This window comes from Flavicella sp. IMCC45668 (genome assembly GCF_057219105.1).
In genome coordinates this window covers 2,615,168-2,637,204 of the sequence record NZ_CM170114.1, presented here as the reverse complement: position 1 = coordinate 2,637,204, position 22,037 = coordinate 2,615,168, and the positions used below count along the sequence as shown (strand labels likewise).

Below are 22,037 nucleotides of genomic sequence, written 5' to 3'. Positions count from 1 at the left end.
AATGAAATTTAAATTAACATATATATTTTTATTAGTACTTACACAAAGCGTGTTGGCTCAAATTGAGTTAACTACTAAAGTGAGTAAAAATAAACTTGGGTTAAATCAGCGTTTAAGAGTTGAGTTTACGGTGAATAAACAGGGTGCGGATAATTTTTCTCCGCCTAGTTTTAATGGCTTTGAAGTTGTTGGAGGGCCTAGTCAATCTGTCAATCAATCTTGGATTAACGGGAAGGTTACCTATTCTCAATCTTATAGTTATATAGTGGCCCCGAAAAGGAAAGGAAAGTTAACTATTTCTGGAGCAACTATTGAGTACAGAGGGGAACTTATAAAATCAAACCCAGTAGATGTTTTAGTGGTTGATGCCATTGAAATGCCTAAGGATCCAAATGATCCGAATTACATTGCAGATAAAAATGTACACTTAGAGGTAATGGTTTCCAATGCGAGTCCCTATTTAGGAGAAGGAATCTATGTAGAATACAGATTGTATTTTAGTAACAATATTGCTATTAGTGATTTTGATATTAAAGAGTTACCAGAGTTTAAGGGATTCTGGAATCAAGATATAAAAATAGATCAGATTCAGGTTAAAAACGGAAAATTTAAAGGGGAAGATTATAGATACTTTACGATTAAAAAAGCAGTTTTAATTCCGCAAAAATCAGGAAAGCTAGCTTTAGAACCTTTAAGTTCAGATCTGATAATTGGAGTGCCTACTGGTAGAGGAGACTTTTTTGGGAATCCTATTACTAGAAATATCAGAAAGAATTTTAAAACTTTTAAAAAGACGATTAAAGTTAAAGAGTTACCAATTGAAGGAAAACCAGCCGATTTTAATGGCGCTGTTGGAGATTTTGATATGTCGGTAACAACGAGTAAAGAAAGTTTAAAAGCCAATGAATCTACGCAATTAAAAGTAGTTGTTTCTGGGAAGGGAAATTTAAAATTATTTGAAATTCCAAAAGTTGTTACACCTCAAGAGTTGGAAGTGTATACACCAGAGCATGGTGAAAACTTGAGGATTTCAGTTTCAGGTACCAAAGGTTTACGTGGGGATATTTCTGATGCTTATACCGTAGTTCCACAATTTAAAGGGAAGTATAAAATACCCCCAGTTTCGTTCTCATACTTTAATCCAAAAGATAAAAAATACCATAGTATAATTTCTGATAATTTATTTGTAAACGTAACAGAAGGAAAAAGTTTGGTTACCAATTCAGATCAAGGTCAGCAAGCTGATAATAGCATCAACAAACAGGTTGTTACGGCTAATAGTTCCTTTAAATACATACAGCAAAAAACGGATTTAGCAAGGATAGAAAAAAAGGATTTCTTTAAGTCTAATTTATTTTACTTATTGTTGTTTTTACCGTTTTTAGCCATTCCAATTGCTATTGTTATTGGTAAAAAACAAAAAGAAAGAGCCAATGACCTCATAGGAAACAGAACAAGAAAGGCAGATAAACTTGCAAGAAAGTTCCTTTCTCAAGCGAAAAAATTATTGGGTCAAAAAGAAGCCTTTTATATTGCTTTGGAAAAAGCATTGCATAATTATTTGAAAGCTAAATTACAAATTGAAACCAATGAAATTAGCAAAGAACGAATTTCTGAGTTGTTGATGAGTAAAGGAGTTGATCAAGAAATAATTAAAAGCTTTATTGCTGTCTTAGACGATTGTGATTTTGCAAGATATGCACCTGTTACAAGTGTAATGATGGAGGAGGAGTACCATAAGGCGAAAGAGGTAATTACCAAAATGGATAAACAATTATAAGATTATGATTGGTTTTTTAAAAGAAATAGGGAAAGCAAAAGCTACTTTGAAAAAGTATGCTTTACCGCTGGTTGGGTTTAAAATAATAAAAATATGTTTGGTTTTATTTTTTGCATTTTCGAATTCATTTGCTCAAAGCGATTCAGAATTATTCAAACAAGCGAATGAGTTATACAGAAATGAGAAATATGTTGAGGCTATAGGTCTGTATGAGCAAATAGAAGCTAGCGGGATGGTTTCTTCAGAATTGTATTACAACCTGGGTAATGCGTACTATAAAATAAATAAAGTAGCACCTACCATTTATAATTTAGAAAAAGCTTTGTTGTTAAATCCTCAAAATAGTGATGCAGCAAATAATTTGGTGTTTGCTAATAGGATGACTATTGATGCAATTGAAGTTTTGCCAAAAACGTTTTTTCAGAACTTAGAAGAAAATATAATTCAGCAATTGTCTTTTGATCAATGGGCATATATTGCCACGTCTGCTTCTATATTGACCTGTTTGTTCTTCTTGTTTTTCTATTTTTCTTACATCCCTACGAGAAAAAGAGCCTATTTTATTACCAGTATTTTAAGCTGTTTGATATTAATTTTTAGTTTGCTGTTTACTTTTAAGCAATACGATACAAGTATTTCTACAATAGAAGCGATCGTTTTTGATGAAAAAACGAGTGTTAAAGATGCTCCTTTGACATCTGGGCAAGAGGTGTTTGAGATTCATGAAGGGTTAAAAGTTAAGGTTTTAGATGAGGTAGATATTTGGAAAAAAATCAAATTATCTGATGGTAAAACCGGTTGGATTTTAGCAGAAAGTTTAAAGATTTTATAATGTTATTTTTTGCGAATTTTTGATTCTAAGTTTATTTTTTTCCTATATTCGTGTTGTTATTAACTAATATTTAACAAACATGAAAAAATTACTAAGAATTACTTTATTTTGTGTCTTCGCTTTTGGAGCATCATCTACTATGTCTGCTCAAGAATCTTACGGAGGAGCGTTGAACCTTTTTGCTACTTTTGGAAATAACTCATCGGTTACAGGTAACTATGAGATTCCATTGGCTAAGAACTGGACAATTTCTCCTGAAGCAACTATTCCTTTTGACTTTGATTATATTAAAGCAGGAGCAAGAGTGGATTACTACTTTGATTCTTTATTAAAATTAAATGAGCCTTGGGATATCTGGGGTGGTGTAGGAGCTGGTTTTAACATTGGTATTGCGAATGACTACAATAGTGATTTGTCGTGGAACCTACATATTGGTGGTGAATATAAATTCAACCAAACATGGGGTATCATTTTAGAAGCTGGAAACAGTGGAGGAAGCCTAGGTGTAGGTATTCACATGTAAGATGCTTTATAAAATTACAAAAAGCCTTGCTCGTTTGAGCAAGGCTTTTTTTATGTCGTTATGTTAGTTTTTATAGAAGACAATGTTTTGAGACATGCACAGCTAAACGCCGAATTTAAAGCTGTTTTAGACTTTTTTATGAAAAGTATTACCCACATGATTCTTTAGGAAATAAACCGTTTTAAAAGCAATAAAAAAGCCTTAAGATAATTTAAGGCTTTTATATATGGTTCCTCTTTTTAAAATAAGGAGGATAGGTTGTTCTTATTAGCTCTTGTGAACATGTACATCCATTTGTGGATAAGGAATATTTAATCCTTCTTTATTGAACGTGTTGTAAACATTTTCATTCATGTCAAAAAATACTCCCCAATAGTCTTCTGCTTTTACCCATACACGAACTACAAAATCAACAGAACTATCACCTAATCCTGAAACAGCAACAAATGAATCATGATCTCCACCAGATAAAATTCTTTTGTCTGCAGCAATTAAACCATTCAATACTTCTTTTGTTTTTTCTGTACTATCACCATAGCCAACTCCAAAAGTAAAATCAACTCTTCTAAAAGCTTCTACTGAATAATTCGTCATAGAAGAAGTAGATAAACCACCGTTTGGAATAATGATCGTTTTGTTATCTAAAGTTTTCAGAATTGTATTGAAAATCTGAATTTCAGAAACAACACCTGTATATCCTTGTGCATCAATAAAATCACCAACCTTAAAAGGTTTGAAAATTAAAATCATAACACCTCCAGCAAAATTTTGCAAAGTACCAGACAAAGCCATACCAACAGCTAAACCAGCGGCTCCCAAAATAGCAACAAAAGAAGTCATTTCAATACCAAGCATCGTTAATACTGTAATAACAAGTAGCGCTTTTAGCAATACTCCTACAATACTTTTCAAGAAAGGTTTTAAAGAAGGATCCGTTTTTGATTTGTCTAAAACCTTATCAAAAGCGTTCACCATTGATTTAACAATCATAGATCCAATGATCCAAACAGCGATGGCACCAATTAATTTTAAACCATACTCACTTACGATTTCTACAGTTTGTGTTTTGATACTTTCAAACGTAGTGTTCATTTCTTCTATATCCATAATAAATTTTTAAGTTGAAATACAAATATAAATGAATTATTCAAACAAATTATGTTATCAAATCCTAACATATGTTCATAAATTTCAGCTTGGAGTTTATTACATTTACCTAATGATGAATCGAGTGTTAATTACTGGAGGAACGGGTTTTGTTGGGCAATACTTAACTAAACACCTACTTTCTAAAGGTTATAGAGTTTCAATATTGTCTAGAAGTATCAGAGAAAATACGAAAGATGTTTCTTATTTTTTGTGGGATATTGAAAACAAACTCATCGATAGAACATGTCTCTTCAAAGTTCAAACAATTATTCATCTTTCAGGTGAGAATGTTGCAGCATCAAAATGGACGAGTTCTAGAAAAGATAAAATTTTACAAAGTAGAGTAAAATCTACAGAGTTACTTTATGATTTACTAAGTAAAGAAAGTCATAATGTTAAAAGTTTTATTTCTGCATCCGCAACGGGGATTTATGGAAGTAAAACAACGAGAAATATTTATGCAGAAAACGATGAATCTGATACAGATTTTTTGTCTAATGTATGCTCTGAATGGGAATCTGTAATTTTTCAAATGAATTCAATGGGAATAAGAACTGTGGCTTTGCGTACTGGAATTGTATTTGCCAAAGATCAAGGTGCCATTGCAAAAATGCTTCTTCCTTTTAAATTTGGGTTGGGATCTGCATTAGGTAGCGGAAAGCAATATACACCATGGATCCATATAGATGATCTTTGTAAGATGTATTTGTTTGCTTTAGAAAACTCAAATGTTTCTGGCCCGTACAATGCTGTTGTTGGTGATGATTTAAATAATGAAGAACTTTCCAAATCTTTAGCAAAGGCATTAAATAGACCTTTCTTTATGCCAAAAATTCCTCAATGGGTGTTGAAACTATTTTTTGGAGAGATGGCCGTTATTTTGACTAAAGGAAGCAGAGTTTCCTCAGAAAAGATTAAAAACGTTGGATTTGAATTTAATTTTCCTGATGTAAATAGTGCACTAGAGAATTTATTTAAGAGGTAAGTTTACGGCAAAACATGATTGTCGTATGCAAAACTAATTAAATGAGTTAAACTTTTAACGTTAAAGCGTTTGTACATAGGAATGATTCGTTTTTCAATAGCAGATTGAGAAACTCCTAACTTGTTAGCAATTTCTTTAAAAGCATATCCTTTTGATGCCAATTGAAGGGCTTCTTTTTCTTTTCTTGAGATGGCAAAATGATGAAAAATCTCTTTGCTTAAACTATCTTCAAATTCTTCTTTTTCTGGACCATAGGTTGCAAATTGCATCACTTTTCCAAACTTTAAAGAAGGAACAATTTGAGTAATTCCAATAATTTGATCCACTTTTCCGTTCACGGCTTTATGTACGCCTACTGTAGAAAAAACAGGCACCTCAGATCCGTCTTTATGATATCTTTGGATTTCGTAAGTAAAGCTATATTCTTCTAGTTTTTCTGTTTTTGTACTTAAAAAATACCATGCTTTGTTGTTGAGCTCATTCAATGATTGTGAATATTGAGCAGCGGCAGAATTAACAATAAGCATCATATTGATCTCACTGTCTTCATAGCCTAAAACATCTTTCCATCCGGCAGCAAATACCATTCGTTGTTCTGAAAACGAATAAATATAGACCGCTTGTTTTGGAAAGCGTTGAATTATTTTATCGTAATGTTTGTACTCATCACAATGGATGTCAATCGGCTGTTCAGTAACAACAGATTGTATTGTTGGTTCGTTTTCTTTTTTCATAGTCAAAAAACTTGCGTATTTACACAGTTGCCCGTATAAACCTAATTATATAATTTTACCATTGTTAACGAATGATATTAAGCTTTTACACAAATATGGAAAAAATAATTCGTTTTAGGGGTAAAATTGGATGCTATTGACATTATTAAATTGAAGTTTTTTCAATTATTCGTTATCAAAATCGCTATGAACGAGAATTAAGCGACCTTTTTTAGGTCGCTTTTTTTGTGCTATAAATATTGATAATGAAGGTTTTCAACTTTTTAGAAACGAATCAAAGGAAAGAAGTTTAATCGTTATTTAAATTAAGTAAAAATTAAGTTCACAAATACCATTGATCCTTAGTTTAGAAGGATTTTGGTCTAATGACCGGGTTAGATAAAACCTACTGTCATATGAACAATGAAAAGTTGTACTAGGATAAGCCTATTGTAGTATTCAAATAACACTCAATTATATTTCGTTTGAAATAATTTCCTCTAAAGAAGGGGTTTGCGTGTTATTAAAATAATTAGGAAATATTGTAGGTGCCAAATTTTTAACGGGCTCTATAAATATAGAAGCTTTCAGTTGTTCTTTACTTACAAACGGAATAGTATTATTCATTTTCATAAAAAAGGAGAGAATGACACTTAATATAAAGGCTATTTTTAGAAATCCAAAGATACCTCCTAGAATTCTATTTAGGATTCCTAATGCGGCAAAACTTGCTATTTTGGTAAGTAATTTTCCTGCCAAAGAAACGGCTACAACAATTCCAATAAAAGTAACTGCAAAAGCGGCATAAGAAATATATTGTTCATCCCAATCGAATTGTTTTTTTAGAAAATCGCCTGCATAAAACGAAAAATGCATTGCTCCGTAGACGCCTCCTATGAGCGCTACTAGAGAAGCTATTTCTACAAATAATCCTTTAAAAACTCCTCGGATAAAACCGAAAAGTAATAGGGTAGCAATAATAATATCAAATGTATTCATTGAAATAAAATGATGCGTTTTGGTTTTCAAAGATAAGTTAAAGTTTTCTAGTTTTAGTTCAAACAATTGACAGGAGAATTAATAGTCTTTTGATGTATCTTTGCTTTCAAAATTATTAAGATGTCTAGAGATATAGAATTGAAGGAACAATGGGAGTCTGTAGTGAAATTTCTTTCGGATAAATTTGCGGATGGAGATACGCTAGATTTAGATTCTATCGTTTATTTAATTGGAGTACAAGAGCTGGGAAAAGGGATTCAATCTTTTAAAAAAGATGAAAAAGTAAACCTAATGCATATTGCAATATGTAGATTACTTGAGCCATATGGGTACTATGAGTTTGATTTTATAGATCCAGATGGTTGGCCACATTATAAAGTCTTAGAAGAATTACCTCCGTTAAAACCTGGAGAACAATCGATTTTAATGAAAGAAGCCATCGTAAAATATTTTTCTTCTGAAGAAGAATAGTTTTGGTTTGATATTTGAATTATGTGTGTTATGATGAAAAAAAAATTACTTTTTATTTTAGTTCTGTGTTCTTTGATGTCTTTTGCACAAAAACAATTGAAAGGAACTTTTGAACCTTTTTCTAAAGATATCAAATGGGTGATGCTATACCAGATCAAAGATGGTAGACAACATTATATAAAAAACACAAAAATAGATAATAAGTCGTTTTATTTTGAAATGCCCAAAGAGGCCTCTTCAGGAATGTATAGAATTGTGTACAGGTTAAAAGGAGAAGGATTTTTAGACTTTTTGTATAATAAAGAAGATGTTACTTTAAAATTTAATCCAGATTACCCTGAGGAAAGCGTGGTATATGAGAAGTCTAGAGAAAATATAATGTACCAAGAATATTTGGTGAATATTTTAGGAGCACAACAATATTTAGATTCTTTGCAGATAGCTTATTTTAGAGATCCTAGACAATCTACGGCTACTACCTATCAAGAAACATATTATGAGTTAAAAGACCTTCAAAAGGAGTATCAAAACAAATCAAAAAGTATGTTGGCCTTTAATTTTATTCAGGCTACACAACGATATAATTCAAAAACAGTAGTGGAGGCTCCACAAGCATATTTAGAGAATATAAAAATTAACTTTTTTGAACATATAGATTTTCAAGATCCTATTTTGATTAATTCTTCCTTTTTGGTAGATAGAACGATTGATTATATTTTCAATTTGAATTATTCTCAAGATAAAACGGTCCAACAAAACTTATATAAAGAATCGATAAAAAATGTAATTGAAATTCCTAAAAAAACGAGTCTTCAAAAAGATCTGATTCAAATTATTATCGAGGAGTTTGTAAAAACGGAAGACACTGAAATGGTAAGGTATGTACTTGATAATTACTATAAAAACTTACCCAAAGAATTGCAAAGCGATGGATATATTTCTGAAACGTTAGCTAAAATATCTGTGGTTGTAGGAGCAATAGCACCAGATTTTAAATGGGGTAAAAATAAACAGTTGTCTAGGTTAAACACGCATAAAAACTATGTTGTTGTTTTTTGGAGTACAGGTTGTTCCCATTGTAAAAAACAGTTGCCAGAGTTGTATCGTTTTTTAGAAGACTACAAGGATATTCAAGTGGTTGCCGTAGCCTTAGAAAAAGAAGATACAGATTTTAAAAAATTAGTACCAAATTTTAAAGGTTGGGAGCATGTTTTAGGAATGGGGAAATGGAAAAATGAAATTGCCCAGTCTTACAGTATAGAATCTACACCAACTTTTATTTTATTAAACGCCAACAAGCGAATTATAGCTTTGCCAGATAATTTTTCTGCATTGAAAGAAAATATAAAAGCGCTGCAACAGTAGTTTATTCTAAATTTAAAAACACCGTACATCGAAACATTAAATCATTGTTGGGGGTAGCTTGTCCAGCAATGGTATCGTAGGTTGTGAAAATAATATTAGGATGAATTAAAAAGTAGGAAGTGATTGGGATTTCGGTTCCTACGATAAATAAAGTAGCTTTGGTACTTGGGTCAAATGGAATATAGGAAATGTTGTTTCCATTCGGGCTAGGTTCCATAATTCTATCAATTCTACCAACGGCAGCAATGTTTTTATGAATCTTTTTTACAATAAACCCAGAAAGTAGTTCTAAAGCAGGGTCTAGCTGTCTAAATTGATGAGAATATTGAACTCCCCATCTTAAATCATCGGATTTGAAACCAGAAAATAATTGATAGGTACTTCTGTCTTTTTCTCCTGGTAGACGCTCATAATCGGCATAGAGATCAAAATAATATTTTTGTTTGGTTTTATAAGTAAATCCAACCATTGTTTTGGTTCCATCTCCCGTTTCGTTTCCAAAATCTTGTCCAGTTCCGATCATGAAACGATAAAAAAAGCGGTCTTTTTTATCAATAGCACCATCTAATGCAATACCAAAATCCCTACTCGCAACACCTTGTAAATCCATTGGTGTTCTTAAAAGGTAGCGCAGGCCCCAAATATTCTCTATTAGATCATAGGTTTTGGTAGGAGATAAACCTAAGGTAATTTTATGCCTTTCAGTTTTATAGCCTATAAATAAATCTTTAATATCGGTTTCAAAATTATAAACACCGAAGCTTCCATCTTGGTTGGTTTCAGTTCTAACTCTGGCGAACCATTTGTTTTTTATTTTGGCATCAAAGGTGATATAAGCTCTTCTTAAAACAGCTTCTGTTTTTCCAATATCTTCCTCTAAATGATGTTGAGAAATATGATAGACATCTCCAAATAATAACCCTCCTAATTTGAAAGAATTTTCTTTTTGTTGAGTAAATCCTTGATAGGAAAAAATGAAACAGAGTAGGATGATTAACTTCTGAGAGAAATATTTTTTTTGATCAAATAAATTCATGGTGTCAAAAATTACTTCCACAATTTGTCAAATTTATGGGATTAAATAAATGAAAAATAGAGGAACTCTTGATTAATTTTTTTCAATGTTTTTAAAGCTTTCATATTCAGTTTTGCCTTGCTCTAATTGTTCCACAATTTTTTGTCTAAACTCTTTTAATTCATTGATCAGTTCAGATTTTCTTTTTTTCAAAAATAAATATTTTAACGTTCCTCTTACCTGAAAATATTCTTTAATATAATTTATTGAGAATAGCCCGATAGGGTATAGGGTTAAAAGAAATAAAATTGCCCATCCAAAATTTGTATAAATACCCATAATGATGGTCATAATAACATAGCAAATTAAAAAGATAAACATTCCTAATCCAAGTTTCATAGAACCAACAAAATCTGCTCTTACAGGGATTTTTTTTGCGAGTAATTCTGCTCCTTTAAAAGGAATTAAATTAAAAATACAACCATAAAGGAATAATGGGAATCCTAGAAAAAAATATAAAAAATTAAGACTGTTTTTAAAGTTCAAATTCTCATTTCTAATTTGAGTATCTCGTATTCCAAGTCTTTTTAAGTTGGTTAAATAAGAAGTCATTTTGACTTCTATTTTTTTCAATTGCTCTGGTTTGTTTTCAGAAAAATAAGAAACAGCTTTTACAATATCTTGAGATAGGTAGAAGTCGTTAGGTGCTTTGTCTCCTTCATTAATAAGTTCTCTATGCCTACTTCTGTATAGAATTTCAATTTGTCGGATTATTTTTTCATGATGTTTATCTTCAATATTTACTGTTACATTTTCTAAGCTAGATTTGATGTCTTCTGTTAACTCTAAAACGGTTTGTTTTTTGTTTGAAAAATAACGCTCTTTATAATCTTTTACAGAAATAGGGTCTCCGAATTTTACAAAAACATCACTTTTAAAATGATGAGGATTAGAATAATTAATTCCAATAGGGATGATTACTACTCCTAATTCAAAGTTGTTTCTTTCTTCTGACACTAATGAAATTCTTGAAATTCCAGTTTTTATAGGTCTTAGTCTTCTCACAGTTTCACTAATTCCTTCTGGGAATATCATTACCGTTTTTTTGTTTTCTAAATGTTCAAAACATTTTTCAAATACCTGTTTGTTTTTATGTGTGTCATTCGGAAAAAGATCTGGTCTGTATACCGGAATCATATGAAGTTTAGGGAAAAGCCATCTAGAAAAACCACTTTTAAAAGCATCTCCTCTCGATAAAAAATAAAGCTGTCTTTTGATATGGGTAGCCAATAAAATGGGATCCATAAATGCACTAGTGTGGTTCACAGCAAAAACGACAGGTCCTTTGTCGGGAACTATATTTTTGTTTTTTATATAAAGAGATCTGAAATAAGCTTTGGTGGTGAAGTAAAAAAGAAATTTAAAAACTCTATATAGCATTTTGTGTTAGGTTTTGTAGATTGGGTAAAAATACAAAACAGAAATTTATAAAGTGGAATTGTATCTTTTTGTCTGTATTGTTTCAGAAATGTAAAAAAGCATTTTCAAAATGTTCTAATTCAGTTTTTCCATTTTTTTTTAAAACAGAAATAATGTCAAACCTTACATCAACATCTAAATCATTATAAATTACATAATAGTTGGCAGCCTCTGTTAGAAGTTCAATTTTTTTTGGAGAGATAAAATCTTGTGGATTCCCAAAGCAATCACTAGATCTTGCTTTAACTTCTACAATTATAAGTTCGTTGCCTTTTGTAGCAATCAAGTCAATTTCTGCTTTTCGGTACCTAAAATTTTTTTCTAGAAGGATGTATTTATTCCTTAATAGATAGTCTGCAGCTAATTTTTCTCCTTGCTTTCCAAAATCATTATGGTTGGCCATTTTTAATTTAAGATACGGAAAATCAATGAAATGTATAAAAACAAAAACTCCCACAACTAAGTGGGAGTTTTTAATTTGTTAACCGAATCCTTTGGGGGTAATAGATTCAAAATTCATTTGATTTATTTCGAATCCTATGGGGGTAATAGATTCTCAAAATCCGTTGGATTAATTGTATATTATACAATTGTTCTGCTAATATAATAATATATTCTTAAAATAAAAGAAAAATTATATTTTTTTATAATTATTAATGTTTACTTGATGTTATAGCCTATCGGATAACAATACCCTTACGTTTAGTTAATGTTTACTAGAGTTACGGTTGAAAATTGCTTTTTTTCAACTTATTTAGGAAGTCGGAAAAACATTTTTGAAATAGGGATGAACATAATTCCACAAATAATAAATATGATAAAGGATTTGCGTAAATCAAAGATATAGGCAACATATCCTATCAAGGGTGGACCGATGAGCATGCCGACAATGCTGTACGTGGAGATGATTGAAATAATCATGCCAGGAGCATATTTTTTTGATTCTCCCGATAAAGAAAATGTCATTGGAAATAATGTTGATACACCAAGACCAGTGATACAGAACCCGATAAGTGCAGGCCAAAAAAAGGGAAATAAAATGGTAACGGATATTCCAAATACAATTAGTAAGGCACTTAAAACAAAAGTTTTCTCGATACCGATTTTATCAATAACAAGATCAGAAAAAAATCGAGAAAGAGTCATACAGATCATAAATGATAAATATCCAACAGTGAATAATTCTACGTTTACAACTTCTTTAAAATAGACTCCGTTCCAGTCGTAAATTCCGCCTTCGCACACTGCTGCAAAAAATACGATCAACCCTAAATACATAACAAATGGATCAGGTTTTCCAAAAATTAATTTATTTCCTGTTTTTGGTCGATCGTTTCTAAGCAAGTATGGATAGCCTAATGAAATCATTACAATGGTAAATACTGAAATAGAAGCCAAATGAATTTTAATATCAATATTGTATTTTATCATAACCGTGGAAAATAATAATCCAAAGATTCCACCTAAACTCCAAAACCCATGAAAGGCACCATTGATTTTTTTTGTGAATTTTTTTTGAAGAGTAACTGCTTGCGTATTCATTGCAATATTGATCAACCTTAATGAAAAAGAAAATCCAGTCAAAGAAAGAATTAATATCCAAAGTTCAGAAGCCATTCCGATTCCAAAAAGGGAAATACTAAAGATAAAAAAGGATATAAATAAGGGACCTCTGGTATTATATTTAGAGACAAGCCATCCTGAAAAAGGCAACCCAACTACAGCGGTGATTGGCATAACCATCAATAAATTTCCTAATTGTGCTTCATTCAGCAGAAATAAATCTTTGATTGTTGGGATTCTTGATGCCCAACTAGAAAAACAAACTCCTGTTAGAAAAAAACAAACACCAATTGCAATACGTTGTTTGACTAATAGTTTCATGCTGCAAATATCGAATAGATTTTTGGATTGAAGCAGTGTTTTAGATCATTAAAATAATCTTATCATAAAAAAATATGCAGATTAAAATGGCAACAATTAGCTGTATGAATTTATATAGAAAGCAATGTAATTATCGTTATTTTTGTGAATGTTTAGCTGAGTTTTATGGGTAAGTTTATTTTTCAATTTTCTTTGGTGGTGGTTTTAATGTCTTCTTGCAAGTACCTGATCAACAAAAAAGAAATGGTTTCTGTAAAAAAAGATCCACTAGCGAACGTTAGTACTCAGTTCCCTGAAACCAACATGTCTGCTGAATTTATTGATACACTTGTGTCTGAGTTTTTAAAGGAATATGCAAAAACTCAAGAAAATAGAATTTTTTATAAAATTGAAAACCTAAGGAGTAATAAAGATAGAATTGATGCTTTTGTTTTTAAACGATATGGTGCTGTATCGGCGAGAGCAGCAGAAGCCATAGAGATTCTAATTAATTATAATTTACGGCTAAACCAACAAAACGATTTTCAGACAAAAACTCAAATCGCAGGATATAAATTTATCAAGGACGGCAATTTAACTAAAGGTGTTCAAAATTTGGATGCTATGAATTTATTGCTCGCTTTGAATTATTTGTTAGAGGATAGAGAATTTATTGGGGAGTCTGATAATTTTAGATTGGATATTGTAGATGTTTTGAGAGAAATATTAATATTGACAAATAATAAAAAGTATCATAACCTACAAAAGGACCTGAAATTGAAAAATTCAACATCTTTTTCAAAACATACCGAAGAATTTATGGCAAGCCTTGAGAATTTAGATAATGTTTTAGCTGTAAGAAATGAATTTTCTTTTGGGTTTCTTCTATCTGAGATAAAAAGCCAAGGGAAAACAAGCACAGACAAAAAATTAATCGAACAAAAATTTTCTCAAAAAGTAATAGCCTCCAATTATCAATTGGCAGGAGTAATCCAAACTTTTTATCGGCCTTTATGGAAGACTTATTTTAATTATTTGCATACAGATTTTACTCAGCAAGATATAGAGAATCAAAAAAACTTTAAAAAGGATGTTGCTATTTTTTCAAAAAATTGGATGCGTCAAACAAAAGACCTGTCTAGTTTTTCTCAAGAAGACGAAGTGGATGTTGTTTTAGAGTTTTTAGAAAAATAGCTTGCTCAAGGAAATATTTTAGAAAAAAATAAATTTTTACCTTTAAGCAACTTAATAAAAAAATTAAAATGGCTATTGGAATTGTTCTTGCTTTTGTTTCCGCAATACTTTTAGGGTTATATGCGTTGCCCTCAAAATACGCTAAAAACTATGCTTGGGAAAATACTTGGGGTGGATTTTTCTTTTTTGCAATGATTGTTATTCCATTGATTACAACTTTTACGTTAGTTGATAATCTTTGGGCGATCTATGAGCATATTCCTAGTTGGATTTTCTTTGCCATGTTCGCGTTAAGTTTTTGCTGGGGAATTGGAAATATGTTGTGGGGATTTAGTATTGCATCTATTGGTATGTCTTTAGCTTTTAGTTTGTTCCTTGGAGTGATAACCTCTATTGATACTCTTTTGCCTTTAATATTGCTTCCAGAAGGTCAAGAATCGGTTATAGGGACTGATGTAGGTAATATGATGTTTTTAGGTGTTTTTGTGATTGTTTCAGGGATAGCCTTGAATGGCTACGCAGGTGTATTACGCGATAAAAGCAAAAATATTTCTTTGAAAGCAGATGCAAAAACAATGAAAAAAGGAATTCTTTTATGTGTGTTAGGAGCCATTTGCGCTGCGGGTTTTAATCTATCATATCATGTAGGAAATAATTTAGGTAAAATTGGAGAAGTGGCGCAATTAGATTATGGCAATGCACCTTGGATTGCAAGATTAGCGGTTTTATTACCAATATTTATGGGGGCTGCTATTTCAACAATGCTTTATTTTTCTTTTACAATTACCAAAAGAAAAACCTGGTCAAATTTTACTGGCAATGGAGCATTTAAAGGTCTTGTTTTAATTTTAACGATGGCTGTTTTTCATGATGCAGCCCTGGTGATTTATGGTTTAGGAGCTTATAAACTAGGTGAATTAGGAACCTCTGTAGGGTTTGCTATTCTAGAAACTGGTGCCATTATGGTTGCTAATATTAATGGAATACTTACAAAAGAATGGAAAGGGGCTTCTTCTAAAAGTATCCGCGTTTTAATAATGAGTCTTTCTATTTTAATTTTAGGAGTTCTGTTTATTGCAAAGGCAAATTATATGAAAATAGATCAAGAATCCAAAGTGGCTACAAATTTAGTTAAGAGATATTGAAAATTATTCCTCTTCTAATAAATCATCTATTTTATAAGAGAGTGCCTTGGTAGCAGTTTTAGTAAGTCCACCTGTTTTATAAAAACGGATGTTACCTTTTTTGTCAATTATAATATTAGTTGGGTAGGCAGGCACGTTAAACATATTGGCTTCATATCTTCCATCAGATACTAGCTTGTAAGTAAAAGGGTGTTCCGCAACAAAGTTTTCTAATTTCAATTTATCATCTAATGCAATTCCTAAAAATACCACATCAGGGTTATCTGCAAATTCTTCTTGTAAATCATTTAAATGAGGAATTTCAGACTTACATGGCGGGCATGTTGTAAACCAAAAATTAAGTACCACTATTTTATTTTCATTCGTTTTAGTACTAAACTTTTCACCTTCTGTAGTTCTAAATCTGTATTTTGGAGTTTTAGATCCAATCATTTTTTCATAAAGAGCTTTGTATTTTTCGCCCGGTTTTTTCCTGCTTTTTTCATATTGCTCCTTTGTGATTTTGATAAATTTATCTAAAGAATAATAGGATGCTGGTAACTTGGCATAGTTTATTTTTTTGGCAACAACTCTATATTTTCCAAGGTACTTGTCATAACCAGGGTAGTCCAAAAGAAAACCAGCGATGTCGTATTGATGAATAAATTTTAGCCCAAACTTTTGTGTACTGTAAATTTTTGTAGGAACTCCTTTGACAATTGTAATATATTCTTCACAGGGCATTCCAATAATTTTTTTTGTTTTTCCTTTTTGTAAAGTAGCTTCTTTGTAAGGTTTTTTAAAACTATTTGAAATAGCTAGTTTAGAGGAGCTACTTTCAGTACATTGATAAAAAACATCATTATTGTAATCTAAAAAATTGAATTTTTGAAGACCGCTAGAAGAGCCAAAAGATGTTTCCTTTAAGCTGTTTTTGTTAAAAGCAACTACTATTTCACTTTTGTAGAGAGAGGATTTTTTTTGCCTTTCGGATAATTCATTTTCATAGATGACGGAATAGGTAATGATAACATCATTTACAATTTTTTCGGCGGCTGCAGTTTTCCATTGTGCAGCTAAAAAGTTAAAATTTAGAAACAGTATTATAGAAAATATTTTCATAGAATTTTTAGCAATCATTTCATTTTTTTTGGATGAAGATAATGAATATTAGATTTTGTAATCAAAAAGGGTTAAAAATTAAATTTTGTTTTTTCAGTATAACTAGTTGTAATTCAGATTAAAAATTCTAATATTTGTAACACAAATGAAAACAAATAATCTACATACATCAGTTTTAGTTGCTTTTTGTAAGCATATGATTCGATTGAACATGGTAAAAAACCACGTATCAAGGACGAAATTGTATCATAGTATGTAATAAAATATATCTATCTAATACAAAAAGCGTCCATTTATATGGGCGCTTTTTTTATGTAATAATAGTAACTATAAATTTTTAATTATGAACAGACAAGTACGCAAATCAACAGTAAAATCAATCAAAATGGTAAAAGTCACAATGCTACGCCATAAGCATTTTGTATGTCCACCTACAAGCCTTTATAATACCAATTAGAAATAATATCAATTTCTTATGAATTGTAGAGGCGCTTATTTAGCGTCTTTTTTTATGAGAAAAAATTAAATTAATTATGAAAACAATTAGAAGAATTGCAACCGAAATAGATAATTACTTAGAGAAAAATTTGTTAAGTTATTTTGACAAAGTTACCAATACCCTTTACCCAAAACCACACTTAAAAGATGATGTAATAGAGGAGGACGATGATGACCCAATTTTATTCATTTAAATAGGTACTACGGTCATCTCTAACAGATGGCCGTATTTTAATTTTCAAAAGAAATTCTTGTTGTCGCTTTTGTAACCGTAAGTTCTATCGTGTTGCCAAAAAACAAGGCTCTATTTTCAGGGTCATGTCCAGCCGGAAAATCAAATACTACAGGTATATTTTTATTAGGTAAAGCATCTAAGATAATGGCTTCAATAGTTTGACCATAGGCAGGGGTGTTTTTTTTGATGTGACTCATTCCACCAATTATTATTCCTGCACAATTATCAAAATATCCATTTCTTTTAAGTCCCTGTAATAGTCTGTCAATATGGTATTTATATTCACCTATTTCTTCAAAAAACAAAATTTTATTCTCGGTGTTGATAGAGGATTGGGTGCCTAATAGATTTTCCAATAAGGTCAAGTTCCCTCCAACTAAAATTCCTTTGGCAGTTCCTTCAATATTATATTTGGAAGAGGAAATGGTGTAGTTTTTTAATTCCCCAAATAACGCTTGCTGCAGCGTCTTTACACTTTCTATGGTTTTTTCTTTCGGAAATTCAACGTTCACAGGCATCATACCATGTATGGTTTCAATTCCCATATTATGAATATGATTGTGAAATACAGTAATGTCTGAGTAGCCAATAATCCATTTTGGATTTTTTTTAAATTCAGTAAAATCTATATCGTCGATAATTCTAACAGCTCCATAACCACCTCTTGCACACCAAATGGCTTTTATGGAAGGATTGTCTAAGGCTTTTTGAAAATCAGCGCATCTATTTTTATCTGTTGCAGAGAAATGATGATACCTATCAAAAACATGATCTCCGATAAGCACATGTAAACCCCATGATTTGGCCAAATCAGCGGCTTCATAAATACTAGCGTTTTTTTTGATAATTCCAGAAGGGGCCACAATAGAAATTGTATCTCCAGGTTTTAAAAAATCAGGTTTTTTCATGATTTGATGTTGCGCGAGCAGTATTTGAAAACTGCAAAAAATTATAAATATAAATTTCACCGTTGAGGTCTTAGAATTGTTACAATATTACAATTTATTTAAAGAATTTTACTCAAGTCACAAGACCTAAATTGATCCGTATTTTTTTTAATCTCTTATAAAACACGTAGTTTTGCCGCTCATAGAAACTTTCATATTAATCGAACTAAATTAAAAATTATGAAGAAAAAATTATCGTTGTTATCTATTTTGTTGCTTGGAGGCTCAACGCTTTCCGCATCAGCAGCAAATAATATTGATACAGGAGATACTGCTTGGATGTTAATGTCAACGGCTCTTGTAATGATGATGACTCCAGCCGGATTAGCCTTATTTTATTCTGGGTTAACACAAAACAAATCTGTATTGAATACAATCGGAATGTCGTTTGTTTCATTTTGTACAGGAATTATTGCATGGGTAATCGTAGGATACAGTTTTGCTTTCTCTGAAGGAAATGCTTTTATTGGTGGCTTTGATTACCTTTTGTTACACGGAATTAAGCCAACAGATGGAGATGGAATTCCATTATTGTTAGATGTGATGTTCCAGGGGACTTTCGCGGCTATTGCCGTTGCAATTGTTTCAGGATCTATTATTGAAAGAGTAAAATTTTCTACTTGGACTATCTTTTCGTTTGTTTGGGTGATTGTTGTATACGCTCCAATTTGCCACTGGGTATGGGGATCTGATGGGTTTTTGCATGGTGATTTAGATTTTGCAGGAGGTACTGTAATTCACGTAAATGCCGGAGTTGCTGGTTTGGTTTTATCTCTATTGTTAGGTAAAAGATTGCATTTAGACGAAGAAAGAAAACCATCTTCAATAAAGTTGATGATTTTAGGAGCTGCTTTATTGTGGTTCGGATGGCACGGATTTAACGGAGGATCTGCTTATGCAGCCAATGGAATTGCTGCGAATGCAATTTTAACAACAAACGTTGCTGCTTGTTTTGGTGGTTTGGTATGGTTGATTATAGAATGGAAAATAGTTAAAAAACCAACGTTGATTGGTATTGCTTCTGGAGCAGTATCCGGACTAGTTGCTATTACGCCAGCGGCTGGTTTTGTTGATGTTACCGGTGCTTTGGTTATTGGAGGAATTGGTAGTATTGTTGGGTACTGGGGTGTTGTAAAATTCAAATCATTTACTGGACATGATGATACTTTAGATGCTTTTGGAATGCACGGTTTAGTTGGTATTGTTGGTGCAATTTTAACAGGAGTTTTTGCTACTTCAGTAGTAAACCCTGATGGAGCTGGATTGATTGACGGAAACCCTTGGCAAGTACTTTTACAGTTGAAATCTGTAGGAGCAACAATCATTTACTCTGCAGTAGCAACGTATATTGTATTTGTGGTTGTAGCTAAAATTACGGGAGGTGCACGTATCCATGAGAAACATGAATTAGAAGGAATGGATATCAGTTACCATGGTGAGTCTCAAATTAACATTGACAAGCATGTAATTGACGATTTAGAAGACTAAAATAAGAAGTCTTAAAAACTAAAAAAGCACCCTAAGTTCATAGGGTGCTTTTTTTTTAGGGTAAAAATTAATAATTAAAAAGGGAATTTTTACAAACATAGAATGCGGTCAGATTCCACATAGTAATAATCAACATTAATATGTAACTTTGCAGCCATTAAAATATTACGATGAACGATCCAAAGAGAATTACCATTACAGCAGCTTTACCTTATACAAATGGACCTGTCCATATTGGACATTTAGCCGGGGTGTATGTGCCTGCTGATATCTACGCACGTTATTTAAGAGGAAAAGGAAAAGATGTTGCTTTTGTTTGTGGTTCTGATGAGCACGGTGTGCCTATTACCATTACAGCAAAAAAAGAAGGGGTTACACCTCAAGATGTTGTAGATAAGTACAATGGAATCATAAAAAAATCGTTTCAAGATTTTGGGATTACGTTTGATAATTATTCTCGAACTTCAGCTCCAATCCATCACGAAACGGCTTCTGAATTTTTTAAAGATTTAGATGCAAAAGGGGAGTTTGTTGAGAAAGTTGAAGAACAATTATACGATGCTGAGGCTAAACAATTTTTGGCAGATCGATTTGTAATAGGTACTTGTCCTAAATGTGGGAATGAAGAAAGCTATGGAGATCAATGTGAGAAATGTGGTACATCTCATAATGCTACAGATTTGATCAATCCAAAATCTGCAATAACAGGAAATGTGCCTGCCTTAAAAGAAACCAAACACTGGTTTTTGCCTTTAGACAAACACGAAGCCTTTTTAAAAGAATGGATTTTAGAAGGTCATAAAAGTGATTGGAAGTCTAACGTATATGGTCAAGTAAAATCTTGGATTGATGACGGTTTAAGACCAAGAGCAGTAACACGTGATTTAGATTGGGGAATTCCGGTACCTGCAGAAGGCGGAGAAGGAAAAGTATTGTATGTTTGGTTTGATGCTCCTATTGGTTATATATCTTCTACCAAAGAATGGGCAGCGAGAGAAGGTAAAGATTGGGAACCTTATTGGAAAGATAAGGACACCAAATTGGTACATTTTATTGGAAAAGATAATATTGTATTTCACTGTATCATTTTCCCTGCGATGTTAAAAGCACAAGGAGATTATATTTTACCAGATAATGTTCCTGCAAATGAGTTTTTAAATTTAGAAGGAAATAAATTATCTACTTCTAAAAACTGGGCAGTTTGGTTGCATGAATATTTAGAAGAATTTCCAGACAAACAGGATGTACTGCGTTATGCATTAACAGCAAGTGCACCAGAAACAAAAGACAACGATTTTACTTGGAAAGATTTTCAAGCACGTAACAATAACGAATTGGTTGCGATTTTTGGAAATTTTATCAATCGAGTAGTAGTTCTTACCAATAAATATTACAGTGGTGTGGTTCCATCTCCAAAGGAGTTTACTGAGTTAGATGAGCAGACTTTGGAACAACTAAAAGCATATCCACAGATTATTTCTAAATCAATTGAACGATACAGATTTAGAGAAGCCTTGAGCGAACTGATGAATTTTGCTCGTTTAGGGAATAAGTATTTGGCAGATGAAGAGCCATGGAAACAAGTTAAAACAGATCCAGAAAGAGTGCAAACAATTATGTATGTTGCCTTGCAAATTGCGGCAGGATTATCTGTGTTATCTGAGCCATTTTTGCCTTTTACTTCTGAAAAGCTAAAAAACATTCTGAATGTCGGTTCGAGTGATTCGACAAAGGAGAACTGTATCGAGAATTCATGGTCAGATGTTGGTTCAAAAGAAGTGCTACTTCCGGGAGGACATACTATTGGAAAAGCAGAATTGTTATTTGCGAAAATTGAAGATGCAGAGGTGCAGAAGCAATTGGATAAATTAGAGGCTACAAAATTGGCAAATGAGGCTGAATCTAAGGTGGTAGAACCTCAAAAAGAAACAGCAACGTTTGATGATTTCACAAAAATGGATATCCGAATCGGGACCATTGTTGAAGCAGAAAAAATGCCTAAAACCAAAAAGTTATTGGTGTTAAAAGTAGATACTGGAATTGATGTAAGAACCATAGTATCTGGAATTGCAGAAAGCTTTAAGCCAGAAGATATTATTGGTCAAAAAGTATCTGTTTTGGTGAATCTTGCGCCAAGAAAATTAAGAGGAGTAGAAAGTCAAGGAATGATTTTGATGACAGATACTAAAGAGGGTAAATTAGCATTTGTGCAACCTTCAACAGAAAATGTTGCGAATGGAGCTCAAGTGAGTTAA

General features: G+C 32.0%; 20 protein-coding genes. 11 read left to right on the top strand and 9 right to left on the bottom strand.

Annotation, left to right across the window (positions count from 1 at the left end; all coding sequences use genetic code 11):
• Window position 1 precedes the first annotated feature (1 nt).
• The 3 genes from AC2DZ0_RS10865 (at window position 2) to AC2DZ0_RS10855 (ending at window position 3,135) form a co-directional block, all read left to right on the top strand.
• Complete coding sequence (locus AC2DZ0_RS10865) at window positions 2-1,780, top strand: BatD family protein (protein ID WP_484641763.1); 1,779 nt, start codon at window positions 2-4, stop codon at window positions 1,778-1,780.
• A 4-nt stretch (window positions 1,781-1,784) separates the two neighbouring features.
• Window positions 1,785-2,612 carry an SH3 domain-containing protein gene (locus AC2DZ0_RS10860; RefSeq protein ID WP_484641762.1) on the top strand — a complete coding sequence of 276 codons (828 nt, stop codon included), beginning with the start codon at window positions 1,785-1,787 and terminating at the stop codon, window positions 2,610-2,612.
• 79 nt (window positions 2,613-2,691) lie between these two features.
• Window positions 2,692-3,135: a hypothetical protein gene (locus AC2DZ0_RS10855; RefSeq protein ID WP_484490076.1), complete on the top strand. Its 444-nt coding sequence runs from the start codon at window positions 2,692-2,694 to the stop codon at window positions 3,133-3,135.
• Window positions 3,136-3,402: 267 nt separating this feature from the next.
• On the opposite strand, the gene AC2DZ0_RS10850 is transcribed toward AC2DZ0_RS10855, so the two are convergent.
• Window positions 3,403-4,242, bottom strand: a complete 840-nt coding sequence (locus AC2DZ0_RS10850) for a mechanosensitive ion channel family protein (protein ID WP_484490075.1) — start codon at window positions 4,240-4,242, stop codon at window positions 3,403-3,405.
• Between the two features lie 112 nt (window positions 4,243-4,354).
• On the opposite strand from AC2DZ0_RS10850, the gene AC2DZ0_RS10845 reads away from it, so the two are divergent.
• Window positions 4,355-5,269 carry a TIGR01777 family oxidoreductase gene (locus AC2DZ0_RS10845; protein ID WP_484641760.1) on the top strand — a complete coding sequence of 305 codons (915 nt, stop codon included), beginning with the start codon at window positions 4,355-4,357 and terminating at the stop codon, window positions 5,267-5,269.
• A 2-nt stretch (window positions 5,270-5,271) separates the two neighbouring features.
• Here the strand turns inward: AC2DZ0_RS10845 and AC2DZ0_RS10840 are convergent, their stop codons facing one another.
• On the bottom strand, window positions 5,272-6,003 hold the full coding sequence (locus tag AC2DZ0_RS10840) for a LuxR C-terminal-related transcriptional regulator (protein ID WP_484490073.1): 732 nt from the start codon (window positions 6,001-6,003) through the stop codon (window positions 5,272-5,274).
• A gap of 453 nt (window positions 6,004-6,456) precedes the next feature.
• Window positions 6,457-6,981: a CvpA family protein gene (locus AC2DZ0_RS10835; protein WP_484490072.1), complete on the bottom strand. Its 525-nt coding sequence runs from the start codon at window positions 6,979-6,981 to the stop codon at window positions 6,457-6,459.
• Window positions 6,982-7,101: 120 nt separating this feature from the next.
• On the opposite strand from AC2DZ0_RS10835, the gene AC2DZ0_RS10830 reads away from it, so the two are divergent.
• Window positions 7,102-7,452: a hypothetical protein gene (locus AC2DZ0_RS10830; protein ID WP_484641759.1), complete on the top strand. Its 351-nt coding sequence runs from the start codon at window positions 7,102-7,104 to the stop codon at window positions 7,450-7,452.
• A gap of 30 nt (window positions 7,453-7,482) precedes the next feature.
• Window positions 7,483-8,817 (top strand): TlpA family protein disulfide reductase, encoded by a 1,335-nt coding sequence (locus AC2DZ0_RS10825; RefSeq protein ID WP_484641758.1) that lies wholly within the window; start codon window positions 7,483-7,485, stop codon window positions 8,815-8,817.
• 1 nt (window position 8,818) lies between these two features.
• On the opposite strand, the gene AC2DZ0_RS10820 is transcribed toward AC2DZ0_RS10825, so the two are convergent.
• From AC2DZ0_RS10820 to AC2DZ0_RS10805, 4 genes are all read right to left on the bottom strand, one after another.
• A complete protein-coding gene (locus AC2DZ0_RS10820; protein ID WP_484641756.1) occupies window positions 8,819-9,874 on the bottom strand; it encodes a hypothetical protein in 1,056 nt (351 codons plus the stop codon).
• A gap of 51 nt (window positions 9,875-9,925) precedes the next feature.
• Complete coding sequence (locus AC2DZ0_RS10815) at window positions 9,926-11,272, bottom strand: 1-acyl-sn-glycerol-3-phosphate acyltransferase (protein WP_484641755.1); 1,347 nt, start codon at window positions 11,270-11,272, stop codon at window positions 9,926-9,928.
• An 82-nt stretch (window positions 11,273-11,354) separates the two neighbouring features.
• Window positions 11,355-11,714, bottom strand: a complete 360-nt coding sequence (locus AC2DZ0_RS10810) for a YraN family protein (protein WP_484641754.1) — start codon at window positions 11,712-11,714, stop codon at window positions 11,355-11,357.
• A 347-nt stretch (window positions 11,715-12,061) separates the two neighbouring features.
• Entirely contained in the window at window positions 12,062-13,195 is a 1,134-nt protein-coding gene (locus tag AC2DZ0_RS10805; protein WP_484641753.1) for an MFS transporter, read from the bottom strand.
• 165 nt (window positions 13,196-13,360) lie between these two features.
• On the opposite strand from AC2DZ0_RS10805, the gene AC2DZ0_RS10800 reads away from it, so the two are divergent.
• Both AC2DZ0_RS10800 and AC2DZ0_RS10795 read left to right on the top strand, forming a co-directional pair.
• Window positions 13,361-14,368 (top strand): alpha-N-acetylglucosaminidase C-terminal domain-containing protein, encoded by a 1,008-nt coding sequence (locus tag AC2DZ0_RS10800; RefSeq protein WP_484641751.1) that lies wholly within the window; start codon window positions 13,361-13,363, stop codon window positions 14,366-14,368.
• A gap of 68 nt (window positions 14,369-14,436) precedes the next feature.
• Window positions 14,437-15,513 (top strand): L-rhamnose/proton symporter RhaT, encoded by a 1,077-nt coding sequence (locus tag AC2DZ0_RS10795; RefSeq protein WP_484641750.1) that lies wholly within the window; start codon window positions 14,437-14,439, stop codon window positions 15,511-15,513.
• A gap of 3 nt (window positions 15,514-15,516) precedes the next feature.
• Here the strand turns inward: AC2DZ0_RS10795 and AC2DZ0_RS10790 are convergent, their stop codons facing one another.
• A complete protein-coding gene (locus AC2DZ0_RS10790; RefSeq protein ID WP_484641749.1) occupies window positions 15,517-16,632 on the bottom strand; it encodes a TlpA family protein disulfide reductase in 1,116 nt (371 codons plus the stop codon).
• Between the two features lie 515 nt (window positions 16,633-17,147).
• Here AC2DZ0_RS10790 and AC2DZ0_RS10785 point away from each other — a divergent pair.
• Complete coding sequence (locus tag AC2DZ0_RS10785) at window positions 17,148-17,306, top strand: hypothetical protein (protein ID WP_484641748.1); 159 nt, start codon at window positions 17,148-17,150, stop codon at window positions 17,304-17,306.
• Between the two features lie 37 nt (window positions 17,307-17,343).
• On the opposite strand, the gene AC2DZ0_RS10780 is transcribed toward AC2DZ0_RS10785, so the two are convergent.
• Window positions 17,344-18,255: a S66 peptidase family protein gene (locus AC2DZ0_RS10780; RefSeq protein WP_484641746.1), complete on the bottom strand. Its 912-nt coding sequence runs from the start codon at window positions 18,253-18,255 to the stop codon at window positions 17,344-17,346.
• Between the two features lie 219 nt (window positions 18,256-18,474).
• Here AC2DZ0_RS10780 and AC2DZ0_RS10775 point away from each other — a divergent pair, with 219 nt between their 5' ends.
• Both AC2DZ0_RS10775 and metG read left to right on the top strand, forming a co-directional pair.
• On the top strand, window positions 18,475-19,782 hold the full coding sequence (locus AC2DZ0_RS10775) for an ammonium transporter (protein WP_484490060.1): 1,308 nt from the start codon (window positions 18,475-18,477) through the stop codon (window positions 19,780-19,782).
• Between the two features lie 170 nt (window positions 19,783-19,952).
• A complete protein-coding gene (gene metG, locus AC2DZ0_RS10770; RefSeq protein WP_484641745.1) occupies window positions 19,953-22,037 on the top strand; it encodes a methionine--tRNA ligase in 2,085 nt (694 codons plus the stop codon).

Coding starts and splice junctions, on each gene's coding strand:
- AC2DZ0_RS10815 (WP_484641755.1), bottom strand. CDS start 11,272: ATGCTATATAGAGTTTTTAAATTTCTTTTTTACTTCACCACCAAAGCT.
- AC2DZ0_RS10830 (WP_484641759.1), top strand. CDS start 7,102: ATGTCTAGAGATATAGAATTGAAGGAACAATGGGAGTCTGTAGTGAAA.
- AC2DZ0_RS10805 (WP_484641753.1), bottom strand. CDS start 13,195: ATGAAACTATTAGTCAAACAACGTATTGCAATTGGTGTTTGTTTTTTT.
- AC2DZ0_RS10850 (WP_484490075.1), bottom strand. CDS start 4,242: ATGGATATAGAAGAAATGAACACTACGTTTGAAAGTATCAAAACACAA.
- AC2DZ0_RS10835 (WP_484490072.1), bottom strand. CDS start 6,981: ATGAATACATTTGATATTATTATTGCTACCCTATTACTTTTCGGTTTT.
- AC2DZ0_RS10865 (WP_484641763.1), top strand. CDS start 2: ATGAAATTTAAATTAACATATATATTTTTATTAGTACTTACACAAAGC.
- metG (WP_484641745.1), top strand. CDS start 19,953: ATGAACGATCCAAAGAGAATTACCATTACAGCAGCTTTACCTTATACA.
- AC2DZ0_RS10810 (WP_484641754.1), bottom strand. CDS start 11,714: ATGGCCAACCATAATGATTTTGGAAAGCAAGGAGAAAAATTAGCTGCA.
- AC2DZ0_RS10845 (WP_484641760.1), top strand. CDS start 4,355: ATGATGAATCGAGTGTTAATTACTGGAGGAACGGGTTTTGTTGGGCAA.
- AC2DZ0_RS10860 (WP_484641762.1), top strand. CDS start 1,785: ATGATTGGTTTTTTAAAAGAAATAGGGAAAGCAAAAGCTACTTTGAAA.
- AC2DZ0_RS10825 (WP_484641758.1), top strand. CDS start 7,483: ATGATGAAAAAAAAATTACTTTTTATTTTAGTTCTGTGTTCTTTGATG.
- AC2DZ0_RS10800 (WP_484641751.1), top strand. CDS start 13,361: ATGGGTAAGTTTATTTTTCAATTTTCTTTGGTGGTGGTTTTAATGTCT.
- AC2DZ0_RS10795 (WP_484641750.1), top strand. CDS start 14,437: ATGGCTATTGGAATTGTTCTTGCTTTTGTTTCCGCAATACTTTTAGGG.
- AC2DZ0_RS10780 (WP_484641746.1), bottom strand. CDS start 18,255: ATGAAAAAACCTGATTTTTTAAAACCTGGAGATACAATTTCTATTGTG.
- AC2DZ0_RS10785 (WP_484641748.1), top strand. CDS start 17,148: ATGAAAACAATTAGAAGAATTGCAACCGAAATAGATAATTACTTAGAG.
- AC2DZ0_RS10855 (WP_484490076.1), top strand. CDS start 2,692: ATGAAAAAATTACTAAGAATTACTTTATTTTGTGTCTTCGCTTTTGGA.
- AC2DZ0_RS10790 (WP_484641749.1), bottom strand. CDS start 16,632: ATGATTGCTAAAAATTCTATGAAAATATTTTCTATAATACTGTTTCTA.
- AC2DZ0_RS10775 (WP_484490060.1), top strand. CDS start 18,475: ATGAAGAAAAAATTATCGTTGTTATCTATTTTGTTGCTTGGAGGCTCA.
- AC2DZ0_RS10840 (WP_484490073.1), bottom strand. CDS start 6,003: ATGAAAAAAGAAAACGAACCAACAATACAATCTGTTGTTACTGAACAG.